Origin of the sequence: Spirillospora sp. NPDC052242, assembly GCF_040679555.1 — a bacterium.
GTDB lineage: Bacteria > Actinomycetota > Actinomycetes > Streptosporangiales > Streptosporangiaceae > Spirillospora.
Window position 1 is genome coordinate 63,998 of record NZ_JBFAUZ010000042.1, and the last position, 19,876, is coordinate 83,873.

Genomic DNA, 19,876 nt, shown 5'->3' on the forward strand with positions numbered 1-19,876 from the left:
AATTATACTTTATTGTCGCTGGGTGCGCCCTTGGCCGTCGCCCCTGACGAAGGGGCCGGGCCCGGAGCCGAATCGCCGTCTCAGCGGCTCGACGCGGACCTTGCCGGCCGGGCTCCTCAGCTGGTCGCCGGTGAACTCCAGCGAACGGGGGCACTTGTAGCCCGCCAGTTGCGCACGGCAGTGCTCGAACAGGCGCTCGGCCGTGTCATGGTCCGCCGGGCTCCCGTCCTCGAGCTGGACGACCGCCTTGACCTGTTCGCCCATGTCGTGGTCCGGGACGCCGAGGACCGCGGCGTCGGCGACGTCGGGGTGGAGGATCAGCGCGTTCTCCACCTCCTGCGGGTAGATGTTGACCCCGCCGGAAATGATCATGTTGGTCGCCCGGTCGGTGAGGTACAGGAAGCCGTCCTCGTCCAGCCGGCCCATGTCGCCCACCGTCCGGCGGCCGTGCCGGTCGGTCGCGGCGGCCGTCTTGCCGGGATCGCCGCGGTACTCGAACGGCGTACCGCCCTCGAACCAGACGACGCCCACCTCGCCGGCGGGGAGCTCCCGGCCCTGTTCGTCGAGGATCCGCGGTGTGCCCAGCAGCGGGCGTCCCACCGAGCCCGGCTTCCGCAGCCATTCCTCCGACGTGATCGCCGTGGCGCCGATGCCCTCGGTGGCCGAGTAGAACTCGTACAGGATCGGGCCCCACCACTCGATCATCCGGTGCTTGACCGGCACGGGGCACGGGGCGGCGGCGTGCACGGCCGACCGCAGGCTCGACAGGTCGTAGCGCCGGCGGATCCGCTCGGGCAGTTTCAACATCCGGACGAACATGGTCGGCACCCACTGGCTGTGCGTCACCCGGTGCCGCTCGATCAGGCGGAGGGCCTGCTCGGGCTCGAAGCGCTCCATGACGACGACCGTCGCCCCCGTGCGATGACACGCCATCGACCAGGCCAGCGGCGCCGCGTGGTAGAGCGGGGCCGGGCAGAGGTACACGTCACCCGGCCGCATGCCCAGGGTCTCGCGCAGCCAATGGCCCGGGACGTCCGGATGGCTTCCGATCGGCGCGCCGGTCACCTCCCGCAGGATGCCCTTCGGGCGTCCGGTCGTCCCGGAGGAGTAGAGCATGATGTCGCCCTCGCACTCGTCCGGGACCGGGGTCGCCGGGAAACCGGCCACGACCTCCTCGAACCGCTCCCATCCGGGAACCGCCGCCTCGCCGATCATCAGCCGGCGTTCGAGCGCCGGGATCTCCGCGGGGGCGAGTGCGTCGGCGCACTCGGCCGTCGCAGGCGTCAGCACGACCACCTTGGCGCCGCTGTCGGCGACGATGTAGGCCGACTCCTCGGGGGTGAGATGGTGGTTGACCATCGTCAACTGGAGACCCGAGCGCTGGGCGGCCCAGGCGAGATCGAAGACCTCCCGCCGGTTCTCGCTCACGACCGCGAGAGTGTCACCGGGGCGCAGGCCCTGGTGACGCAGCAGGTGGGCGATCCGGTTGGAGCGGCGATCGAGGTCGCGGTAGGTGACGACCTGCCCGGACCCTCCCATCACCACGGCGGGGCGGTCGGGGCATGTGTCGGCGAATGTCCCTGGATACACGGTTACTCCCGGAGCTGCTCGAATCCGGCGGGCCGCCGCCCGGCGGCCGCCGCGCTGGTCATGCGCGCCGCTCGATCTCCTTCAGGAGCCGCGGCGGCACCGTGAAGTGGTGTCCGGCGAGTCGATGTCACTGCGCTGTGCCGCCGCGGGCCCGGTCGTGGTTCATACACCGATGGCCTGCGCCAGGAGTTCACGGTGGTGAGCGGGGTCGCCGAAGAGCAGCTGCGAGGTCTTCGCGCGCTTGAAGTACAGGTGAGCCGGGTGCTCCCAGGTGAACCCGATCCCGCCGTGGACCTGGATGTTGCTCTCCGTGGCCTTCAGACACGCGTCCGAGCAGAACGCCTTCGCCAGGCTCGTCGCCGCGGGCACGTCCCGACCGTCCTGCAGGGCGAGGAGGGCGGCGTAGGCGGCGGCCCTCGCCGATTCCACGTCCATGAGCACGTCGGCCAGCAGGTGCTTGACGGCCTGGAATGATCCGATGGCCCGCCCGAACTGATGCCTGACCTTCGCGTATTCCACGGCCATGTCGAGAACGCGAGAGGCGACGCCGACCTGTTCGGCCGCCAGGGCGGCGATGCCGTGGTGGAGCACCGCGGCCACCAGGTCCCACCCGTCCCCGCGTGTCCGGAGGGGCCGCGCCGCCACGCCCCGGTACTCGAGCCGAGCCTGACGCCTGGTCGGGTCCAGAGTCGGCAGGACGGACCGGGTGAGGCCCTCCGCACCGGCGTCGACCCGGAAGAGGCCGATGCCCTCGGCCGTCCGGGCGACGGTGAGGACGACGTCGGCCGTGGCGCCGTCGAGGACGAACGTCTTGTGGCCGTCGAGCAGCCAGCCGTCTCCGGCGGGACGGGCGGAGAGGGCCACGCCCTCGCGGTCCCAGCGGGCCGAGTCCTCGGTCAGCGCCAGGGTGGCGACGGAGTCACCGGACGCCAGACCCGGCAGCAGCTCGGCACGTGCCCGCTCGTCGTCGCTGCGGACGATCGCCGTCGTCGCCAGCACCGCGGACGAGAGGAAGGGCGCGCACAGCAGGGCCCGGCCCATCTCCTCCATGACGAGCCCGACCTCGACCGGCCCGGCGCCGGCGCCTCCGTACTCCTCCGGCACGGCGAGCCCCTGAAGGCCGAGCTCCGCGCCCATGCGCCGCCAGACGGCCTCGTCATGGCCGCGCTCGGTCTTCATGACGCGACGAGTCTCGTTCTCCGAGGCCGTGTCGGCGAGGAAATCGCGTACCGTCCGGCGCAGGTCCTCCTGCGTCTCGTCGAAGGCGAAATGCATGATCACTCCTGTGGTGTCGTGGCCGTGCGGACGGCCGTGCGAAGCGGGTGACGGACGGCCGCTGCCTCACTTCTTCGACAGGAGCTTGTCCACGAGCGCCACGTGCTCGGGGGAGTGCATGCTCTCCCGTTCGGCGGTCAGCGCGACCTCCATGACCGCGGACATCGCCTGTTCCAGGTGCAGGTTCACCGCCCGCTTGGTGTCGCGCAGCGCCTGGACGGGCAGATCCGCCAGGCGCTGCGCGAGCCTCATGGCCTCCTCCAGCACCTGGTCGTCGGCGACGACCGAGTTGACCAGGCCGAGACGCTCGGCGTCCGGGGCGCTCACCTTCCGTCCCAGGAAGAGCAGCTCCTTGGCGCGTGCGAGCCCCACGATCAGCGGCAGGACCAGCGCGCCGCCGTCACCGGCCACGAGTCCCACCTGGAGGTGCGGGTCGGCGATGTGGGCGCTCTCCGCCATCACGGCCATGTCGCTCAGCAGCGCGAGACTGCATCCGAGCCCGACCGCCGGACCGTTGATCGCCGAGACGATCGGAACGGGGCAGCGCACCATCCCGGTGATGATCCGGCGCGCCTCGACGACGTTCTGGTGACGGAACGCCTCGTCGCGCTGGACCCTCCGCATCACCTCGAAGTTCCCTCCGGCGCTGAACGCGCGCCCGCGACCGGTCACCACGACCGCTCTGGCCTCGGCATCGGCGGCGACGCGGTCCCACACCTCCGCCAGTGCGGTGTGCAAGCCCTCGCTGGTGGAGTTCAGCTGGTCCGGACGGTTGAGCTCCAGCAGCCGGACCGCTCCGTGAGCGGTCACCACGAGGTCGGGGGACAGGTCGTACATCGGGCCTCCAGGTGCTTGCCAGGTAATGGGAAGCATAGTTGAATGGTCTAACTAAATATACTGAGCTCGATGTTCGTTGCGAAGGGGGTGCCGGGGTGGTCGGCCGGGGGCGCGAGACCGCTCCGGCGGCCCCGAGTGCCACTGGCGGCAACCTATCGCTTAATTATATAACTATATAGTTCCCCGCATCGAACCTCGGACCCCTCGACAGGAGCGTCAGTGACCACGAACCGCCACATGACCTTCGGCGATGTGATCAGGGAGCATCGCCGTTCCTTCGCCGACTCCGTCGCGCTCGTCGACGGCGACCTGCGCCTCACCTGGTCCGAACTGGACGTCAGGACCAACCGGCTCGCCAACGCGCTCGCCTCCGCGGGGGTGAAGGCGGGGGACCGGATCCTCTGGCTCGGCCAGAACTCCTTCCGGGTGTACGAGCTCCTGGGAGCTGCGGCCAAGATCGGGGCCATGGTCTGCCCCGGCTACTGGCGCTGGGCCGCACCGGAGATGGTCTTCGCGATCGAGGACTTCGATCCGAAGGTCGTCATCTGGCAGCAGGAGGAGATCGGGGAGACCGTCGGCAAGGCGCTCGCCGAGACCGCCGGCCGCAAGACCCTGTGGCTGCGCCACGACGGAGCCGAGACGGACGAGGACGGATACGAGCGCTTCCTCGCGTCCGGCGCGGTGGACGATCCGGACCTGGACGTCGATCCGGACACCGCGCTTCTGGTCATCTACACGGCGGCGATCAGCGGACGCCAGTGCGGCTCCATGCTCTCGCACCGCAACCTGCTGGCCATGGGAGCCAACGGCGCCTGGATGGGCGACATCGGTCAGGAAGCGGCCTTCCTCAACGCGGGACCGATGTTCCACATCGGCAACTACCAGCTGTACGGCATTCCCGTGTTCGTGCACGGCGGGAAGAACGTGGTGGTGCGCCGGGTCGACCCCGAACAGCTCCTCCCGCTCCTCGTCCGTGAGCGGTGCACGCACGCCTACCTGATGCCGCCGACGATCGTCAGCATCGTGGAACTCAACCGCGAGGCCGGGCATGACCTGTCGTTCCTCCAGGCGAGCATCGCGCCGCAGCTCTGGGACGGCATGGCCACCACCGACACGAGCCGCTTCGCCCGGAACGGGGGCGGAGAGGGGCGTGCCTACGGTCAGACGGAGGTCACCGGCCTCGCCGTGACCGGGGCCAGCGGAGGCACCGGCATCGGGAACGCGGGGAGGCCGGGCCCCTTCGCGATGGTCCGGATCCTGGACCGCGACGGCCGTGAATGCCCGGTCGGCGAGGCCGGCGAGATCTGCGTGCGCGGTGACCTGGTGCACCTGGGGTACTGGAACCGTCCGGAGATCAACGCCGAGCGCTTCCGGTTCGGATGGTGGCACACGACCGACCTGGGGCGCAGGGAGAGCGACGGGACCATCAGCTTCCTCGGCACGACCACGAGGATGCTCAAGTCCGCCGCCGAGAACATCTTCCCGGCCGAGGTGGAGAACTGCCTGGAGTCTCACCCGGCGGTCCGAGAGGCCGCGGTCATCGGCGTTCCGAACGAGCGCTGGGCCCAGGACGTCAAGGCGGTCGTGGTCCTGAACAAGGACGCCGCGGCGACGGCTCAGGAGCTGATCGAGCACTGCCGCGAACACATCGCCTCGTACAAGAAGCCGAAGACCGTCGAGTTCATCGAGGCTCTCCCGCGCACCGGCGGGGGCGCCAAGGACTACGGCGCGCTGGACGAGCGGTTCGGCGGCGGCGGCTACCCCGGAACCGACTCGCTCGGGGCGGGACGCTGATGCGGTCGGCCGCCACGATGCGGGAGGCGGGATGACCTCCAGGAAAGCGGTCATCGTCGGGATCCACGCGACCGAGCAGGCGCTGTCCCTGCCGGGGCGCACCGCGATGGACCTCGCCATGGACGCGGTCCGCGGCGCGATCGCGGACGCGGGGCTGACGCCCGCGGACGTGGACGGGGCGCAGATCGACTGGCCGGGCCCCGGAGGCGTCGAGGGAGAGGGCAGTTCCTGGGCCCGGGCGCTCGGCAGGGACCTGCGCTGGACGAGTGACTCCATGCTCGACAACTCGGGCGCGCGCGGCCTGCTCAAGGCGGCCTCCGCGGTCACCGCCGGTTACGCCGACACCGTCGTGGTGGGCGGCTGCAGGCTGGTGTCGCGGGGTCCCGCCAACGCTCCGGTGGGCGCCGGCGCTCCGATGGAGTTCACCGATGTCTGGGGCTCCTACGTGGTCGCCCAGTTCGCGCTGGTCGCCGCGCGTCACATGCACGAGTACGGCACGACCCCGCGGCAGCTCGCCGAGGTCGCCGCGACGATCCGCAACAACGGGGCGTCCAATCCCGAGGCCATGATGTACGGGCGAGGCCCCTACACGGCCGAGGACGTCCTCGCCTCGCGGATGGTGGCGACGCCCTTCCACCTGCTCGACTGCTGCATCGTCGGCGAGGGCGGAGGAGCGTTCGTGGTGACGACCGCGGAGCGCGCGCGGGACCTGCCGCACACGCCGGTCGCCGTGCTCGGGGGCGGGATGGAGTACCACCAGGCCGCCTACGCGAACCCCGCCCTCTACCGGGAGGTCGGACAGATCGGCCGGGACGCCTCGGCCCGTGCGTACGCGACCGCCGGGATCACCCCCCACGACATCGACGTCTTCTCGCTCTACGACCCCAACTCGTTCGAGGTCATCCGCCAGATGGAGGCCTTGGGCGTCTGCGCCGAGGGCGAGGGCGGCGCCCTGGTCGAGAGCGGCGCCATCGCCCTGGACGGGAAGCACCCCGTGAACCCCGACGGCGGCTGCCTGTCGTACGCGTGGAACGGGACCCAGCAGATGACCCTCAAGGTCGTCGAGGCGGTCAGGCAGATCCGCGGTACGGCGGTTCACCAGATCGATGGCGCGAATCTGGCGTTGGTCGGCAACGCGGGCTCCGGTGCGCAGCACTACGAGATGGCCATCCTGGGGGAGGACCGATGAGCCGGCCGATACCCGTTCCGACGGAGCTGTCCCGTCCCTTCTGGGAGGGGACCCGCCGCGGCGAACTCCTCATCCCCAGGTGCGCGGAGTGCGGGAACAGGTTCTTCGTTCCGGAACCCGTGTGCCCGGCCTGCATGTCGGCACGGTGGAGCTACGAGCCGTCGAGCGGGCGGGGAGTCGTGTACGCGGTGACCGTCGTCCACCGGGCTCCGGGCCCCGGCTTCGACGTCCCGTTCGCGCTCGCCGTGATCGATCTCGACGACGGCGGCACGCTGCTCTCCCACGTCGTGGACGTGGAGCCGGACGAGGTGGCGATCGGAACCCGCGTGCGCGCGGTGTTCCGACCCCTCGACGAGTCGATCACGCTCCCGTGCTTCGTGCCGGTCGACGAGCACGAGACACAGACATAATTAGCTAATCTGAATTATTTAACTGTATCGTTCTCGTCGGGCACACCGACGTTCAGGAGGACACGTGGAACTGGAGGGCAAGGTCGCCCTGGTGACCGGCGCCGGGCGCGGCATCGGGGCCGCCATCGCGGACGCGCTCGCGGCGCGCGGCGCCGCCGTCGGCGTATGCGACCTGGACGCCGAGTCCGCCGAGAAGACCGCGGCCTCGGTCGCGGCGCGGCATGGCACCCCGACGGCGGGCGTCGCCGCCGACGTGTCGGACGGAGCCGCGGTCCGGGCCGCGGTGGCGGAGGTCGCCCGCAGGCTCGGCGCGATCGACGTCCTCGTCAACAACGCCGCGGTGGACGTCGTCAAGCGGTTCGTTGACAGTACGGAAGAGGAGTGGGACCGGATCATCTCGGTGAACCTCCGGGGCACCGTCACGGTGACCCGTTCCGTGCTCGACGACATGATCGAGCGCGGCACCGGCAGGATCATCAACATCGCCTCGGACGCCGGGCGGGTCGGTTCCTCGGGCGAGGTGGTCTACTCGGCCACCAAGGGCGGTGTCATCGCCTTCGGGAAGGCGCTGGCCCGTGAAGTGGCGAGGCACGGGGTCACCGTGAACACGGTGTGCCCGGGGCCGACCGACACCGCCCTGCTCGGGCAGGTCGCGGACTACAGCCAGAAGATGTACGAGGCGACGATCCGTGCGATCCCGCTCCGCCGCCCGGCCGAGCCCGCCGAGATCGCGAACGTCGTCGCCTTCATGGCAGGCGCCGACGCCGCGTACATGACCGGCCAGACGTTGTCGGTCAGCGGCGGCCTGACGATGGTGTGAGGGGCGCCCGGTGACGACGACATCGACGGACGTGCTGACGACGGACGTGCGGGACCGCGTGGCCGTCCTCACGCTGAACAGGCCGGACAAGCTCAACGCCATCGGAACGGCGACGCTGGACCGGCTGGAGGCCGAGCTGGCGCGGCTCCGCGGTGACGACCGGGTGCGAGTCCTGGTCATCGCCGGAGCCGGCCGGGCCTTCTCCGCCGGCGCGGACCTCGACGAGATCTCCCGCTGCGAGACGCCCTACGACTTCCGGGCGTTCGTGCACCGGACCACGGACGTCTTCGCACTGCTGGAGACCTTCCCCAAGCCCTCGGTGGCCGCGATCCACGGATTCGCCTTCGGCGGCGGCTTCGAGCTGTCGCTCGCGTGCGACATGAGGGTCGCCGAATCGGGTGCGAAGCTGGGCGTCCCCGAGATGAAGCTCGGCGTCCTGCCGGGCGCGGGCGGGACACAACGGCTCCCACGGCTGGCTCCGCCCGCCGTCGCCAAGCAGATGATCCTCACCGGGGAACCGATCTCCGCCGAGCGCGCCCACGAGATCGGGCTCGTCAACGAGCTCGCTCCCACCGGCGAGGCGCTGCAGACCGCCCTGGCGCTGGCCGCGCGTCTCGCGGCCGGGGCGCCGCGGGCCCTCGAGGCGGGCAAGCGGCTCGTCGACCGCGGGCTCCCCATGGAACTGCACACCGCGATCGGCTACGAGCGGGAGGCCGTGTCGACGCTGTTCACGACGCGCGACCGTGAGGAAGGGCTGAAGGCGTTCCGCGAACGCCGCGACCCCGACTTTCAGGGCCGGTGAATCGCGGAAGAGACGAGGGAAACGACCATGGACTTCAGCTTCAGCGAGGAACAGGACGAGCTTCGCGCGACCCTGCGCTCGTTCTTCGCGAGGTACTCCACCGAAGCCGACGTGCGCCGGATCGCCGAGAGCGGTGCGGGCTACGACCCGGACGTGTGGCGGCGGCTCGCTCAGGACCTCGGGCTTCAGGGGCTCGCCGTCCCGGAGGAGCACGGAGGCGCCGGATTCGGCTATGCCGAGCTGGGGATCGTCTTCGAGGAAATGGGGCGGGCCCTGCTGTGCGCCCCCTACTTCGCCACCGTCGCTCTCGCCGCCGAGGCGCTTCTGCGCAGCGGCGACGAGCAGGCGGCGAAGGACTACCTGCCCGGCATATCCGCAGGGACCACAGTGGCGACGCTCGCCCTGACCGAGGAGGACGGCACCTGGACCGAGGCGGGAGTCCGGCTCACGGCGTCCCGCGGTGACGGCGGATGGACCCTGTCCGGAGCCAAGACCTACGTCCCGGACGGGCACCTCGCCCACCTGCTCCTCGTCGTGGCCCGCGGTGAGAGCGGCCTCAGCCTCTTCGCCGTTGAGGAGGGCGCACCGGGACTGACGAGGACCGCGCTGCCGACCCTCGATCAGACGCGCGCGCAGGCGCGGGTGGAGTTCGCCGGGACGCCCGCCCGGTTGATCGGCGGGGAGGGCGGTGCCTGGCCGATCGTCGAACGGACGGTCGCGACCGCGGCCATCCTGCTGGCCGCCGAGCAGGTGGGCGGCGCGGCGGCGACCCTGGACACGGCGGTCGAGTACGCCAAGGTCCGCGAGCAGTACGGCAGGCCCATCGGCACGTTCCAGGGCATCAAGCACAAGTGCGCCGACCTGCTGACCGTCCTGGAGTCGGCGCGTTCGGCCGCCTACGGGGGACTGTGGGCGCTCGACGCGGACGACGAGTCCGAGGTCGGTGTCGCCGCGGCGCTGGCGAAGGTGTACTGCTCCGAGATGTTCACCGAGGTCGCGAGCGGCGGCATCCAGATTCACGGCGCCATCGGCTTCACCTGGGAGCATCCCGCCCACCTGTACTTCAAGCGCGCGAAGAGTTCCGAGGTGCTCCTGGGCACGCCGGCCCACCACCGCCGGCTCCTGGCCGCCCGGCTCGGCCTGTGACGTCGGCGCCCGGCCGACCGCGCATGAGAGGAGACCATGATGGAACTTGACTTCGGACCGGAGGCGGCCGACTTCCGCGAGGAGGTCCGCACCTGGCTCGCCGAGCACCTCGTGGGGGAGTTCGCCGAGTACCGCGGGGTGGGCGGGCCGACCGACGAGGAGGCGTGGGAGGTCCGCCTCGCCTGGGACAGGGAACTGTCGGCGGGCGGCTGGCTCGGTCTCGGCTGGCCCGTCGAGTACGGCGGCCGGGGCCTGGGGCTGCTGGAGGAGATCGTCTTCGAGTACGAGTACGCCCGTGCGGGGGCGCCCTACCGCGCCACCGGGAACGGGCTGGACCTGCTCGGTCCCATGCTCGTCGCGATGGGCAGCGAAGAGCAGAAGCGGCGCTTCCTGCCGCGCATCCTGGCCGTCGAGGAACTGTGGGGCCAGGGGTTCAGCGAGCCGGGCGCCGGGTCCGACCTGGCCGCCGTGCGCACCCGGGCCGAACTCGACGGCGACGAGTGGGTGATCAACGGGCAGAAGGTCTGGACGACGTTCGGCATGTACGCCGACTGGCTCTACGTGCTGGCCCGGACCGATCCGGACTCCCGGCGGAGCAAGGGACTCAGCATGCTCCTGGTCCCGGCCGACCAGCCCGGCGTGGAGATCAGGCCCATCCGTTCCCTCGCCGGGCAGGACGAGTTCGCGGAGGTCTTCTTCACCAACGCCAGGACCCGCGCGGACCTGGTGGTCGGAGAGGTGGGCCAGGGATGGCGCACCGCGATGGGGACGCTCGGCATCGAAAGGGGGGCCACCCTCCTGCCGCTGCAGCTCACGTTCGAACGCGAGATGGAAGCGATGCTCGACCTGGCACGCGAACGGGACGTTCTCGCCGACCCGACGCACCGCCGGGCCGTCCTGGACGCCTGGATGTCGGTGCGGATCATGCGCAACACCAACCTGCGCACGGTCGCCGAACTCCTCCGGGGACGGACGCCCGGAGCCCAGGCGATGACGGCCAAGCTCTACGCCTCGACCCACCATCAGCGGATGGGCCACGTCGCGATGGAGATCGCCGGGGCCCACGACCAGATCGTCGGCGACGGGTACGCGCTCGGCAACCGGCAGCGTTCGTTCCTGCTGTCGCTCGCCGAGACGATCTACGGTGGATCGAGCGAGGTCCAGCGCAACATCATCGGCGAGCAGGTGCTCGGACTCCCGAGGGATCCGAGGCCCGCGTGACCGCCCCCCGGGAGGGCGGGGCGGCGCGGACCGTGCGGTCCGCGCTCACCGAGGAGGGTCCGGGCGCGTCAGTCCAGCACTTCCAGCAGCGCCTTGGGGCCGGCGGCGTTGACCACGTCATCGGCGGCGGTGATGTGCCGGTGCCACAGCTTCACCGCGTCCTCGGCCTTGCCCGCCTCGATGAGGTTCACCAGCCGCACATGGGCGCGATGCCCCTTGCGGGCCTGCGCCGTGTGCTCCGGGTTGTCACCCTCCGCGGCGACGTGCGCGGCGTTGGCCCGGTCCACGATGTAGCGCAGCATGCCCGAGAGCAGGATCAGTGTCTGGTTGCCGGTCAGCTCGACGACCAGCGAGTGGAACCGGTCCTGCGCCGCCACGAGGGCGTCGGGGTCGTCGAGCACCGCCTTCTCGGCCTCGACGGCCTCCCGCAGTCGCTGCACCACGGCCTGCGAAGGCCGCTCCGCCAGGGCCCGTACGCATGCCGGCTCGATGATCGCGCTCGCCCGGAACACGTCCCCCAGCGTCGTGTTCTTGTACTCCAAGATCAAACCGGCGTACCGTGCCGCCACCTCGGGGTCCGGTGCGCTCACCCGCGCACCGCCGTGCACCCCGCGGCGCACGGTGATCAGCGACTCCGACTCCAGTACCCGGAACGCCTCCCGCAGTGTCGGCCGGGAGACACCGAACTCCTCCATCAACGCGGTTTCCGACGGCAGCGCGTCACCCTCCGCCAGCTCGCCCCGCACGATCTGCCTGCGCAGTGCTCCCGCCACCAACTCCGCCGTCTTGGGCACGCGCACCTGGCGTCCCACGCGTCCCCGCGCGCCCGCCCCCGGCCCACCGGCGGGAACCGGCACCGGTCCAGTCATCGAACGCGCCACCTCTGCCAACGCCCACACCTCCGCAAGACATGACTTTCAGTCAGATGATTACGCCAAGCTCAAACAAGACTACCAGTGCGCCCAATAAGCGATCGGCGATCCATGTCGGTAACAGCGTTCACCCAGGGAGGCAATCGCCTTGTCCTCGCCAGCGCCAGGTCGAGACGCACTGATCGAACGGCTCGACCGGGTCGAATCCCATCTGGCCATCGGGCAGCTGCCCGTCCGCTACGCGATCGCGGTCGACGCGCGTGACCTGGACGCATGGGTCGGGTGCTTCCGGCCGGATGTCGACATGGGACGGCACGGCGTCGGCCGCGAGGCTCTGCGCGGATACATCGAGCCCCTCGTTCGGGGGTTCTATCGGTCGACCCATCAGATCTGCGGTCACCGCATCGAATTCATCGACCGCGACCACGCCACCGGCAAGGTGTACTGCCGCGCCGAGCACGAGGTGGGGGAGCGGTGGATCGTGATGTCGATCTGTTACTTCGACGACTACGTCCGCATTGACGGCGAATGGTTCTTCTCCCGTCGCCGCGAGAAGCACTGGTACGCCGCGGACGTGACGGAGCGGCCGCAAGCCGTGGATTTCGGATCTTGGGAGGGGGCCCCGACCCCCGCCCTGCCCGCGTACTTCCCGTCGTGGGCGAACTTCTGGCAGGACGATCCGCCGGCCGCAGGGCTGACGGGCCGTCCGTGAACAAAGCAGGTGAGGAGCTTGAACATGTCCGAGAGCAGGCTGTGCGAGGGACGCGTGGTCGTCATCACCGGCGCCGGCAACGGTCTGGGGCGGGCGCACGCGCTGGCGTTCGCCGCGCAGGGCGCCAAGGTCGTCGTCAACGATCTCGGCTCCGGCCGCGACGGTGACGGTGCGTCCGGCGGACCGGCGCAGGCCGTGGTCGACGAGATCGTCGCCGCGGGGGGAACCGCCGTCGCCAACACCGACGACATCTCGACCTGGGACGGAGCCGGGCGTCTGGTGAAGCAGGCCGTGGAGGAGTTCGGCGGTCTCGACGTGCTCGTGAACAACGCGGGCATTCTCCGGGACCGCATGCTCGTCTCGATGACCGAGCGCGACTGGGACGCGGTGATCGCCGTCCATCTGAAGGGCACCTTCGCGACCCTCCATCATGCCGCCGCGTACTGGCGCGAGCAGGTGAAGGCCGGCCGGCCGGTGGACGGCCGCGTCATCAACACCTCCTCGCCCTCGGGACTGTTCGGCAGTGTCGGGCAGACGAACTACGGCGCGGCCAAAGCGGGCATCGCGAGCATGACGATCATCGCGGCGGCCGAACTCGGGCGGTACGGCGTGACGGTGAACGCGGTGGCGCCGACGGCGATGACCCGGCTCACCGAGGACATCGAGATGATGAAGCAGGCGGCGGAGACCTCGGACCTGTCCCCCGAAGCGATCTCGCCGCTGGTCGTCTGGCTCGGGTCCGCCGCCTCCAAAGCCGTGACGGGCAGGGTCTTCGGCGCCATGGGCAACCGGATCACCGTTCTGGAGGGATGGGTCAACGGGCCCGCCGCGGACGCCGCCGAGCGATGGGATCCCGCGGCTCTCACCGACGTCGTCCCCGATCTCGTGGCGAAGGCGGCGGCCAACGCCGACGGGATGGGCGAACGGCCGTGAGGTGAGCCATGTCGCCCCGGCGGACCCCGCCCCTCGGCTTGCATCGGTGTCAAAATTCGTAAATAATCTAACTAAATAATCCATATCGCCGATGGGTGGGGGAGTCAGGTGGACTTCGCTCTGACAGATGAGCAGGAGATGCTGCGCGCGACGGCACGGCAGTTCGTCGCGGACGTGTGCCCGGCGGAACGTGCCAAGGAGTGGGACGAGCAGTCCACCGTCCCTCCCGAGCTCTTCGCGGGGATGGCCGGACTCGGCTGGTTCGCGTTGCCGTTCGGGGAGGACGACGGGGGAGAGGGCGGTGGGCCCGTCGAGCTGATCGTCATCGCCGAGGAGCTCGGCCGGGCGAGCTTCGACGTCGCGATGTGCTACATCGGCGTGCTCATCCCCGGCCTCACGGTGTTCCGATGGGGCACCGAGGCGCAGCGGACCTTCATCCGGGAGCGCGTCATGACGGGGCGGCACCGTCTCGCGGTCGGGTTGAGCGAGCCGGACAGCGGGTCGGACGCCGCGGCCCTGCGCACGCAGGCCGAGGACCGGGGCGACCACTATCTGGTGAACGGGCAGAAGGCCTGGTGCACGGGCGCCGGCCTGCCCGACACCACGATCGCGACCTACGTGCGCACCGGCCCTCGTGAACCGAAGCACGGCGGACTCAGCCTGCTGCTCATCGACCCGTCCACCGACGGCGTCGAGGTGCGGCGGACGCCGACGCTGGCACGGCACATCCTGGGCACGAACGAGGTGTTCCTCAACGACGTCGTCGTCCCGAAGGAGAGCCTGGTGGGCCCCCAGGACGAGGGCTGGAAGGTGATGCTCTCCAACATCGAGCTGGAGAAGGTCATCATCACCGGCGGCTACCTGGGCGCCGCGCAGGCGACCCTGGACGAGATGCTGGCGTTCGCCCGTGACAGGCACGCCTTCGGCCGCCCGATCGGCAATTTCCAGTCCCTCGCCCATGCCATGGCGGACCTGCAGACGGAGATCGACTCGGCGCGCCTGCTCGCCTACCGGGCGGCCTGGCTGCTGGCGCAGGGGAAGCCGTGCACCCGTGAGGGTTCCATGGCGAAGCTCAAGGGCTCGGAGACCTACGTGGCCGCCGCGCGGCTGGGCATGCAGGTCTGCGCCGGGCACGGATTCTCGACCGAAAGCGTCATGAGCTTCCGCTACCGGGAGTCGATCGTCGCGACGATCTCGGGCGGCACCAGCCAGATCCAGCGCAACGGCATCGCGCGCAGCATGGGGCTGCGCAGCTACTGAGGGCGGCGCACTCCGGCGAACGCCGGTTCGCAGGTGACCAGTGAGGAGGACCCATGGGGGATGTGATCGACCGGACGGTCGCCGACGCGGGGGCGGCGGGAGTGGACCCCGGCAAGCTGGAGGTGCTGCTGTGCCGGGTGAGGCTGGCGGTCGAGGACGGACCGCTGCCGTCGGCCCAGGTGGCCGTGGCCAAGGACGGCCGTCTCCTCGCCTACGAGACCGTGGGCGAGGCCGATCCGGACACCAGGTACATCCTGCAGTCGGTCGGACGCTCGGTGGTGGCCGGCGTGGTCTGGAAGCTCCTGGGCGAGGGGCTGCTTCGCCTGGACGAGCGGGTCGCGGAGATCATTCCGGAGTTCGGGACCAACGGCAAGGAAGCGGTGACGGTGGAGCACGTGCTCACCCACACCGCCGGGTTCCCCTTCGCTCCGCTCGGCCATCCCAAGATGTGCGACCGGCGGGAACGCCTGGCGGCGTTCGGCAAGTGGCGGTTGGACTACCGGCCGGGGACGCGCTTCCAGTTCCACCTCACCTCGGCCGCCTGGCTGATCGGCGAGATCGTCGAGCGGCGGACGGGACTGCCCTTCGCGCGTTACCTGCGGGAGCGGATCACCGAGCCGCTCGGGTTGAGCAGCCTCGAACTCGGGGTGCCGGTCGAGCGCCAGGCGGAGACCGTGGCGCCGATGATCGCGACGGACCGCAAGAGCGACGAGGACCAGGTGGATCCCTGGGGGCCCTGGTATCTGTCCAATCCCGAGGTGCTGGCCGCGGGTGAACCCAGCCATGCGCTGGTGGGGAACGCGGCGGACGTCGCGCTCTTCTTCCAGGCCATGGAGCGCGGCCGCCTCTGGAAGCCCGAGGCGGTCGCCGAGGGGAGAAGGATGCGGTTCGCCGAGCGGCCCGCGGGCGACGAACTCTATGGCGGCGGCGAGAAGCGCACCGGGATGGGCCTGTTCGTCACGGTGGCCGGGCCGGACGCGGGCAGCAATCTTCCCTCCACCGGTTCGGCCGCCCTCTATGGCAACAGCGGTGCCGCGTATCAGCTCGCCTTCATGGACCCGGAGAGCGGGCTGTCCTTCGCCTGGCTCTGCAATGGCTACCCGTTGTCCGGCTATGACCAGACATCGTGGGGGACGGCCTTGCTGGCCGGCGTCGCCGACCTCGCGGCGGATCTCTGCTGACCGAACGAGTAACGGGGTGGCGGTAAATCTTCACCGCCACAAGGACATCGTCGCGATCAAAGGAGCAGGCGCGAGAGGGCGTCCGCCGATGCCCTGAACGAGCCATCACCGCCGGCATTGATCGAGTCGTTCGACACCGCTGCGGTCCCGCTTCAGCACACCGGGTCTCGGTCTCGATCTTTTGACCTTATACGGCAATGTGCGGCTTCCCTTGCCGTTACGGGCCTTCTTGAAGGCCCGTGCGGCCTGGCCGCAGGCGTCCGGTGAGGCGTTCGATGTCGACGTTGACGCGTCTCAAGTAAGACGCGAAGGCCGAGATGTCCTCGGTGCTCCAGTCGACCAAGAGCTTCTCGAGGCTCTGCAGGACGGCGAACCGTTCCCGCTCGACCGCTCGCACCCCGGTGTCGGTGACACAGAATTTGCGGGCTACTCCGCCGAAAGGGTCTGGAATACGTTCCAGCAGCCCTGCGTGCACGGCAGCGGCCGTCTGCCGGTTGAGAGTGGAGGGGTCCAGCCCCAGGGCGTCGCCCAACTGCCCGATCGACATCGGACCCTGGACGAGTATGCAACTGAGCATCACATATGCGCTCCGCTCAAGGGCACGCGTCCGATGGTGGCTCGTCGCGTAACGGTTGAGCAGCATCTGTTCGTACTCGACATCGCGCGTGGCCGCGTCTCTCCGGCCACCGTCGGCTTCGGAGCCGTCTGGTTTGGCGTGATTCATAAGTGGAATTGCGTCGTGGTCGGTGTGTTAAGGGCGAGGCCCGATAACAGCGCGCAACTGACCTCGGTGTTGATCCGCCCAGCGCTCGAACGTCGTCAGTTTGAGGCCGTAGCCGGCCGCGTGCGCGGGGCGGGCGGGGTAGCCCACTGTGGCGAGCCAGGCCTGGGTGGACGCCCACGACCTCTTGCCCATGCGAGCGTCGACCTCATCGACCGACGGGAACGACGTGGACACCGGACGGTCGGCGGCCTTGGCGATGACCTGGCCGATCTCAGCGAAAGTGAGCACGTCGCCGGCGAGTTCGATCTCGGCTCCGGCGAAGCGACGGCGATCGGTGACCGCCGCGGTCGTCGCGGCACCGATGTCGGCGGAGGCGATAAGCGCGAGTTCGGTCCGCGCGCCGTCGGCGGCGAGGAGCTCGCCCGCCGCGAGGTCCGGGAACATGAAGTCGACCTTGGGCGCCACGAAGTTGTCCATGTAGAACGCCGGTTTGAAGATCGTGTAAGTGCCGAAACCGGCATCGCGGACCATCTGCTCCACGGCCTCTTTGCTGTCCCAGTAGCTGCGTGTCCCACCTGGGTCGACGTCCGGATGCAGGGCCCGCCACCCGGTGCCGGACACGGAGGCGTGCACGAAGTGGTCCACGCCGGCTTCCCGGGCGGCCTCGATCAGGTTGCGTGCCTGCCGTCGCTCGGAGTCGCGGTCCGCGAACGGGGCGGGCTGGACGGAGAAGACGGCCGTGTGACCCGCGCACGCGGCCTTGAGCGAGGCGGGATCCTCCAGATCGCCGACCGCCAGGGCGACGTCCTCTCCGGCGAGCGCGCGGGCCGACTCGGCTTCGGGCGTACGGACGAGCGCGGACACCTCCACGCCCGCCCGGCGCAGTGCGCGGGCGGTCGCTCCGCCTTGCATCCCCGTGGCTCCTGTGACGAGCACCCGAATGCCGCTGCCGCGGCGTTCACGGTCCATGCCGTTCCCTCCCCCATGCCGATCTTGTGTGATGGCGTCCACCGTGAGCCCGCGTGCCATGAGGTACGCGAGATACCCGAGACGGTGTCAGATGCTCCAGGTGAGCCGCTGGTGCGCACGCCAGCGTTCGAGTTCGCCCGCCTCGACGGCCAGGGCGTCGTCGAGGGATCGGCCCGCGTTCTGGTCGTAGAGCCTCCGAACGACCTCTACGAGCTCCTGCCTGGCCGTGGCGATATGAGTCGCGAGTGCGCGGGCCCTGGACCCGAGTTCGTCGTGCTCGACGATCTCGCTCAACAGGCCCGCCCGCAGGGCGGCCCGCGCGTCGAGCCGCAGGCCGCCCAGGCTCATGGCCTTCGCCGTACGGATCCCCACCGCGCGCCCCAGCCGGGCCGTCGTCCCACCACCGGGAAACGCGCCGATCTTGACGTGCGTGTCGGCGAACATCGCCTGTGGACTGCCGATCAGAAAGTCACAGCTCAGGGCGATTTCGAGGCCGCCCGCGATCGTCGGTCCGTTGATCGCGCCGACGATCGGCTTGGACAGGCGGCCGAAGCGACGGATGAGCTCACCGACCGGACGCCTGTCGGCGTCGGCCGCGGCGAAGACCTTGAGGTCGAGTCCGGCGCAGAACGCGCGGCCGGTGCCGGTGATGACCGCGACCTTCGCGTCGCCGTCCTCCTCGAAGCGGGTCAGCGCCGCATCGAGGGCCGTCGTCAAGCCGGGCGACAGGGCATTGCGCGCCTCCGGCCTGTTGAGGGTCAAGGTCAGTATGCCGTCGGACAGCTCGACCACGAGCTCGTCGGATCGGGGCGTTGTTCCTGTCATCAGAAGACTCCGTATCCGCCGTCGAGGCGCAGGCAGTCGCCGGTGTGGAACGAGGAGGCGGGGCTGGCGAGGTAGATGGCCACCCCCGCCCAGTCTTCGGGGGTGCCCCATCGCCGGAGCGGGATCCGCGCCATCACCTTGTCGCTGACCGCCGGGTTCTCGAGCCAGCCGTCGAACACGGGTGACCGGGTCCAGCCGGGCAGTACCGCGTTGGCCCTGATGCCGTATCGGCCGAACTCGACGGCCAGCGAGCGGGACAATGCCAGCAGTCCGGACTTCGCGGTGGCGTACGCCTGCTCGCGCGGAGCGCCGAAGAGCGCGGCGATGCTCGAGGTCAGCACGATGCTGCCGCCGTTGCCGAGCTCCACCATCGTGCGTGCGGCCTCTCGCGTGGTGAGGTAGGTGCCGTCCAGGTCGATCCGCATCAGGTCGCGCCACTGCTGGAGCGTGGAGTCGAGGTAACGCGGGTTGGTCATCGAGTTGGCCAACGCCGCGTTGGCGAAGCAGGAGTCGAGACGCGAGAACTCCTCGACCGTCTGGGCGAAACCGGCGATGACGGCGGGCTCCTCGGTGACATCGATCTCGTAGGCGGCGACCCGGGTGCCGTGTGCGGCGAGCCGTTCGATCGCGGCCTTGTTCTTCTCGGTGTTCCTGCCCCAGATGCAGACGTCGGCGCCGGCACGGGCCAGCCCTTCGGCCATGCCGAGCCCCACGCCGGAGTTGCCGCCGGTGACGAGGGCGACATGGCCCGTGAGATCGAGGGGATGCGCTGTGGTCACGATGTGCCTTCTCGTCGAGACGTCACGGCGGCGAGCCTCTTGGCCGCGCCGGACGCACGTGTGCGGATCGTCCCGCCTCGTGCCGACCGGATGCCGAGATCCCACCTGCGTCGGTGCGATGGCGGAGGTATCGGCTCGGATTTATACGGTACAAAGAGTAATCTAATTTGCTTGTTTCGCAAGTGCGGCGGGGTGTCGTGGACTGTCCGGGGGTGCCCCGCGCCCTCCATCCGGGGTGCGCACGGCGTCATGGGCGCCACAACCCGACCATCCCTGCGCCGGCCGTCCTTGCCGGCGAGTCCTTGGACTCGCCAGGGCGGTGTTGGGGTGGAAGGGGGCTCGACTGATCTCGCCGGTCGGTTCGAATGAGTTATATTATTTGACTTAGTCTTCTTGAGCTGTGTGTCGGTGGGCGGCGTTCCTGCCGTGGAAGGACGGAACGGTGTACTGGATCACGTTGATCATCGGGCTCGCCGGACTGGCGGTCACGCTGGCGCTCGCGGGGCGGCGGGTGCTGTTCCTGTACAAGACCGCCAT

19 protein-coding genes are annotated in these 19,876 nt (G+C 69.9%); 11 read left to right on the forward strand and 8 right to left on the reverse strand.

What is annotated here, in order from left to right; genetic code table 11:
- Positions 1 to 9 precede the first annotated feature (9 nt).
- From AB0L25_RS29755 to AB0L25_RS29765, 3 genes are all read right to left on the reverse strand, one after another.
- Positions 10 to 1,590 carry an AMP-binding protein gene (locus tag AB0L25_RS29755; protein ID WP_500176034.1) on the reverse strand — a complete coding sequence of 527 codons (1,581 nt, stop codon included), beginning with the start codon at positions 1,588 to 1,590 and terminating at the stop codon, positions 10 to 12.
- Positions 1,591 to 1,752: 162 nt separating this feature from the next.
- On the reverse strand, positions 1,753 to 2,865 hold the full coding sequence (locus AB0L25_RS29760) for an acyl-CoA dehydrogenase family protein (RefSeq protein WP_500176035.1): 1,113 nt from the start codon (positions 2,863 to 2,865) through the stop codon (positions 1,753 to 1,755).
- 66 nt (positions 2,866 to 2,931) lie between these two features.
- Positions 2,932 to 3,702, reverse strand: a complete 771-nt coding sequence (locus tag AB0L25_RS29765) for an enoyl-CoA hydratase/isomerase family protein (protein WP_500176036.1) — start codon at positions 3,700 to 3,702, stop codon at positions 2,932 to 2,934.
- Positions 3,703 to 3,921: 219 nt separating this feature from the next.
- Between AB0L25_RS29765 and AB0L25_RS29770 the strand changes: the two genes are divergently transcribed.
- The 7 genes from AB0L25_RS29770 to AB0L25_RS29800 all read left to right on the forward strand — a co-directional run bounded on the left by AB0L25_RS29770 (position 3,922) and on the right by AB0L25_RS29800 (position 11,084).
- Positions 3,922 to 5,496 (forward strand): AMP-binding protein, encoded by a 1,575-nt coding sequence (locus tag AB0L25_RS29770; protein WP_500176037.1) that lies wholly within the window; start codon positions 3,922 to 3,924, stop codon positions 5,494 to 5,496.
- A 31-nt stretch (positions 5,497 to 5,527) separates the two neighbouring features.
- Positions 5,528 to 6,685: a thiolase family protein gene (locus AB0L25_RS29775; protein WP_500176038.1), complete on the forward strand. Its 1,158-nt coding sequence runs from the start codon at positions 5,528 to 5,530 to the stop codon at positions 6,683 to 6,685.
- Positions 6,682 to 7,095 carry a Zn-ribbon domain-containing OB-fold protein gene (locus AB0L25_RS29780; protein WP_500176039.1) on the forward strand — a complete coding sequence of 138 codons (414 nt, stop codon included), beginning with the start codon at positions 6,682 to 6,684 and terminating at the stop codon, positions 7,093 to 7,095. The genes AB0L25_RS29775 and AB0L25_RS29780 overlap by 4 nt, the downstream gene beginning before the upstream one ends.
- 64 nt (positions 7,096 to 7,159) lie before the next feature.
- Entirely contained in the window at positions 7,160 to 7,915 is a 756-nt protein-coding gene (locus AB0L25_RS29785; RefSeq protein WP_500176040.1) for an SDR family NAD(P)-dependent oxidoreductase, read from the forward strand.
- Between the two features lie 10 nt (positions 7,916 to 7,925).
- Positions 7,926 to 8,717: an enoyl-CoA hydratase/isomerase family protein gene (locus AB0L25_RS29790; RefSeq protein ID WP_500176041.1), complete on the forward strand. Its 792-nt coding sequence runs from the start codon at positions 7,926 to 7,928 to the stop codon at positions 8,715 to 8,717.
- Between the two features lie 27 nt (positions 8,718 to 8,744).
- Positions 8,745 to 9,863 (forward strand): acyl-CoA dehydrogenase family protein, encoded by a 1,119-nt coding sequence (locus AB0L25_RS29795; RefSeq protein ID WP_500176042.1) that lies wholly within the window; start codon positions 8,745 to 8,747, stop codon positions 9,861 to 9,863.
- Between the two features lie 39 nt (positions 9,864 to 9,902).
- Positions 9,903 to 11,084: an acyl-CoA dehydrogenase family protein gene (locus AB0L25_RS29800; protein WP_500176043.1), complete on the forward strand. Its 1,182-nt coding sequence runs from the start codon at positions 9,903 to 9,905 to the stop codon at positions 11,082 to 11,084.
- 68 nt (positions 11,085 to 11,152) lie between these two features.
- Here the strand turns inward: AB0L25_RS29800 and AB0L25_RS29805 are convergent, their stop codons facing one another.
- Positions 11,153 to 11,884 (reverse strand): FadR/GntR family transcriptional regulator, encoded by a 732-nt coding sequence (locus tag AB0L25_RS29805; RefSeq protein WP_500176044.1) that lies wholly within the window; start codon positions 11,882 to 11,884, stop codon positions 11,153 to 11,155.
- Positions 11,885 to 12,104: 220 nt separating this feature from the next.
- Between AB0L25_RS29805 and AB0L25_RS29810 the strand changes: the two genes are divergently transcribed.
- From AB0L25_RS29810 to AB0L25_RS29825, 4 genes are all read left to right on the forward strand, one after another.
- The gene (locus AB0L25_RS29810) at positions 12,105 to 12,668 is read left to right on the forward strand and encodes a nuclear transport factor 2 family protein (RefSeq protein ID WP_500176045.1); all 564 of its coding nucleotides are present in this window, start codon (positions 12,105 to 12,107) and stop codon (positions 12,666 to 12,668) included.
- A 24-nt stretch (positions 12,669 to 12,692) separates the two neighbouring features.
- Positions 12,693 to 13,601 carry an SDR family oxidoreductase gene (locus tag AB0L25_RS29815; protein ID WP_500176046.1) on the forward strand — a complete coding sequence of 303 codons (909 nt, stop codon included), beginning with the start codon at positions 12,693 to 12,695 and terminating at the stop codon, positions 13,599 to 13,601.
- 108 nt (positions 13,602 to 13,709) lie between these two features.
- On the forward strand, positions 13,710 to 14,861 hold the full coding sequence (locus AB0L25_RS29820) for an acyl-CoA dehydrogenase family protein (protein WP_500176047.1): 1,152 nt from the start codon (positions 13,710 to 13,712) through the stop codon (positions 14,859 to 14,861).
- 53 nt (positions 14,862 to 14,914) lie between these two features.
- Positions 14,915 to 16,042, forward strand: a complete 1,128-nt coding sequence (locus AB0L25_RS29825) for a serine hydrolase domain-containing protein (protein WP_500176048.1) — start codon at positions 14,915 to 14,917, stop codon at positions 16,040 to 16,042.
- Between the two features lie 217 nt (positions 16,043 to 16,259).
- Here the strand turns inward: AB0L25_RS29825 and AB0L25_RS29830 are convergent, their stop codons facing one another.
- The 4 genes from AB0L25_RS29830 to AB0L25_RS29845 form a co-directional block, all read right to left on the reverse strand.
- A complete protein-coding gene (locus AB0L25_RS29830) occupies positions 16,260 to 16,766 on the reverse strand; it encodes a MarR family winged helix-turn-helix transcriptional regulator (RefSeq protein ID WP_500176049.1) in 507 nt (168 codons plus the stop codon).
- Positions 16,767 to 16,793: 27 nt separating this feature from the next.
- The gene (locus tag AB0L25_RS29835; protein WP_500176050.1) at positions 16,794 to 17,735 is read right to left on the reverse strand and encodes an NmrA family NAD(P)-binding protein; all 942 of its coding nucleotides are present in this window, start codon (positions 17,733 to 17,735) and stop codon (positions 16,794 to 16,796) included.
- 87 nt (positions 17,736 to 17,822) lie between these two features.
- The gene (locus tag AB0L25_RS29840; protein ID WP_500176051.1) at positions 17,823 to 18,560 is read right to left on the reverse strand and encodes an enoyl-CoA hydratase-related protein; all 738 of its coding nucleotides are present in this window, start codon (positions 18,558 to 18,560) and stop codon (positions 17,823 to 17,825) included.
- Complete coding sequence (locus AB0L25_RS29845; RefSeq protein WP_500176052.1) at positions 18,560 to 19,339, reverse strand: SDR family NAD(P)-dependent oxidoreductase; 780 nt, start codon at positions 19,337 to 19,339, stop codon at positions 18,560 to 18,562. The genes AB0L25_RS29840 and AB0L25_RS29845 overlap by 1 nt, the downstream gene beginning before the upstream one ends.
- Positions 19,340 to 19,876: the final 537 nt, after the last annotated feature.

What these genes read in the sequence shown, in the direction of transcription:
- AB0L25_RS29830 (WP_500176049.1), bottom strand. Translation starts at nt 16,766, where the DNA reads ATGAATCACGCCAAACCAGACGGCTCCGAAGCCGACGGTGGCCGGAGA.
- AB0L25_RS29765 (WP_500176036.1), bottom strand. Translation starts at nt 3,702, where the DNA reads ATGTACGACCTGTCCCCCGACCTCGTGGTGACCGCTCACGGAGCGGTC.
- AB0L25_RS29835 (WP_500176050.1), bottom strand. Translation starts at nt 17,735, where the DNA reads ATGGACCGTGAACGCCGCGGCAGCGGCATTCGGGTGCTCGTCACAGGA.
- AB0L25_RS29840 (WP_500176051.1), bottom strand. Translation starts at nt 18,560, where the DNA reads ATGACAGGAACAACGCCCCGATCCGACGAGCTCGTGGTCGAGCTGTCC.
- AB0L25_RS29760 (WP_500176035.1), bottom strand. Translation starts at nt 2,865, where the DNA reads ATGCATTTCGCCTTCGACGAGACGCAGGAGGACCTGCGCCGGACGGTA.
- AB0L25_RS29815 (WP_500176046.1), top strand. Translation starts at nt 12,693, where the DNA reads ATGTCCGAGAGCAGGCTGTGCGAGGGACGCGTGGTCGTCATCACCGGC.
- AB0L25_RS29825 (WP_500176048.1), top strand. Translation starts at nt 14,915, where the DNA reads ATGGGGGATGTGATCGACCGGACGGTCGCCGACGCGGGGGCGGCGGGA.
- AB0L25_RS29775 (WP_500176038.1), top strand. Translation starts at nt 5,528, where the DNA reads ATGACCTCCAGGAAAGCGGTCATCGTCGGGATCCACGCGACCGAGCAG.
- AB0L25_RS29780 (WP_500176039.1), top strand. Translation starts at nt 6,682, where the DNA reads ATGAGCCGGCCGATACCCGTTCCGACGGAGCTGTCCCGTCCCTTCTGG.
- AB0L25_RS29800 (WP_500176043.1), top strand. Translation starts at nt 9,903, where the DNA reads ATGGAACTTGACTTCGGACCGGAGGCGGCCGACTTCCGCGAGGAGGTC.
- AB0L25_RS29795 (WP_500176042.1), top strand. Translation starts at nt 8,745, where the DNA reads ATGGACTTCAGCTTCAGCGAGGAACAGGACGAGCTTCGCGCGACCCTG.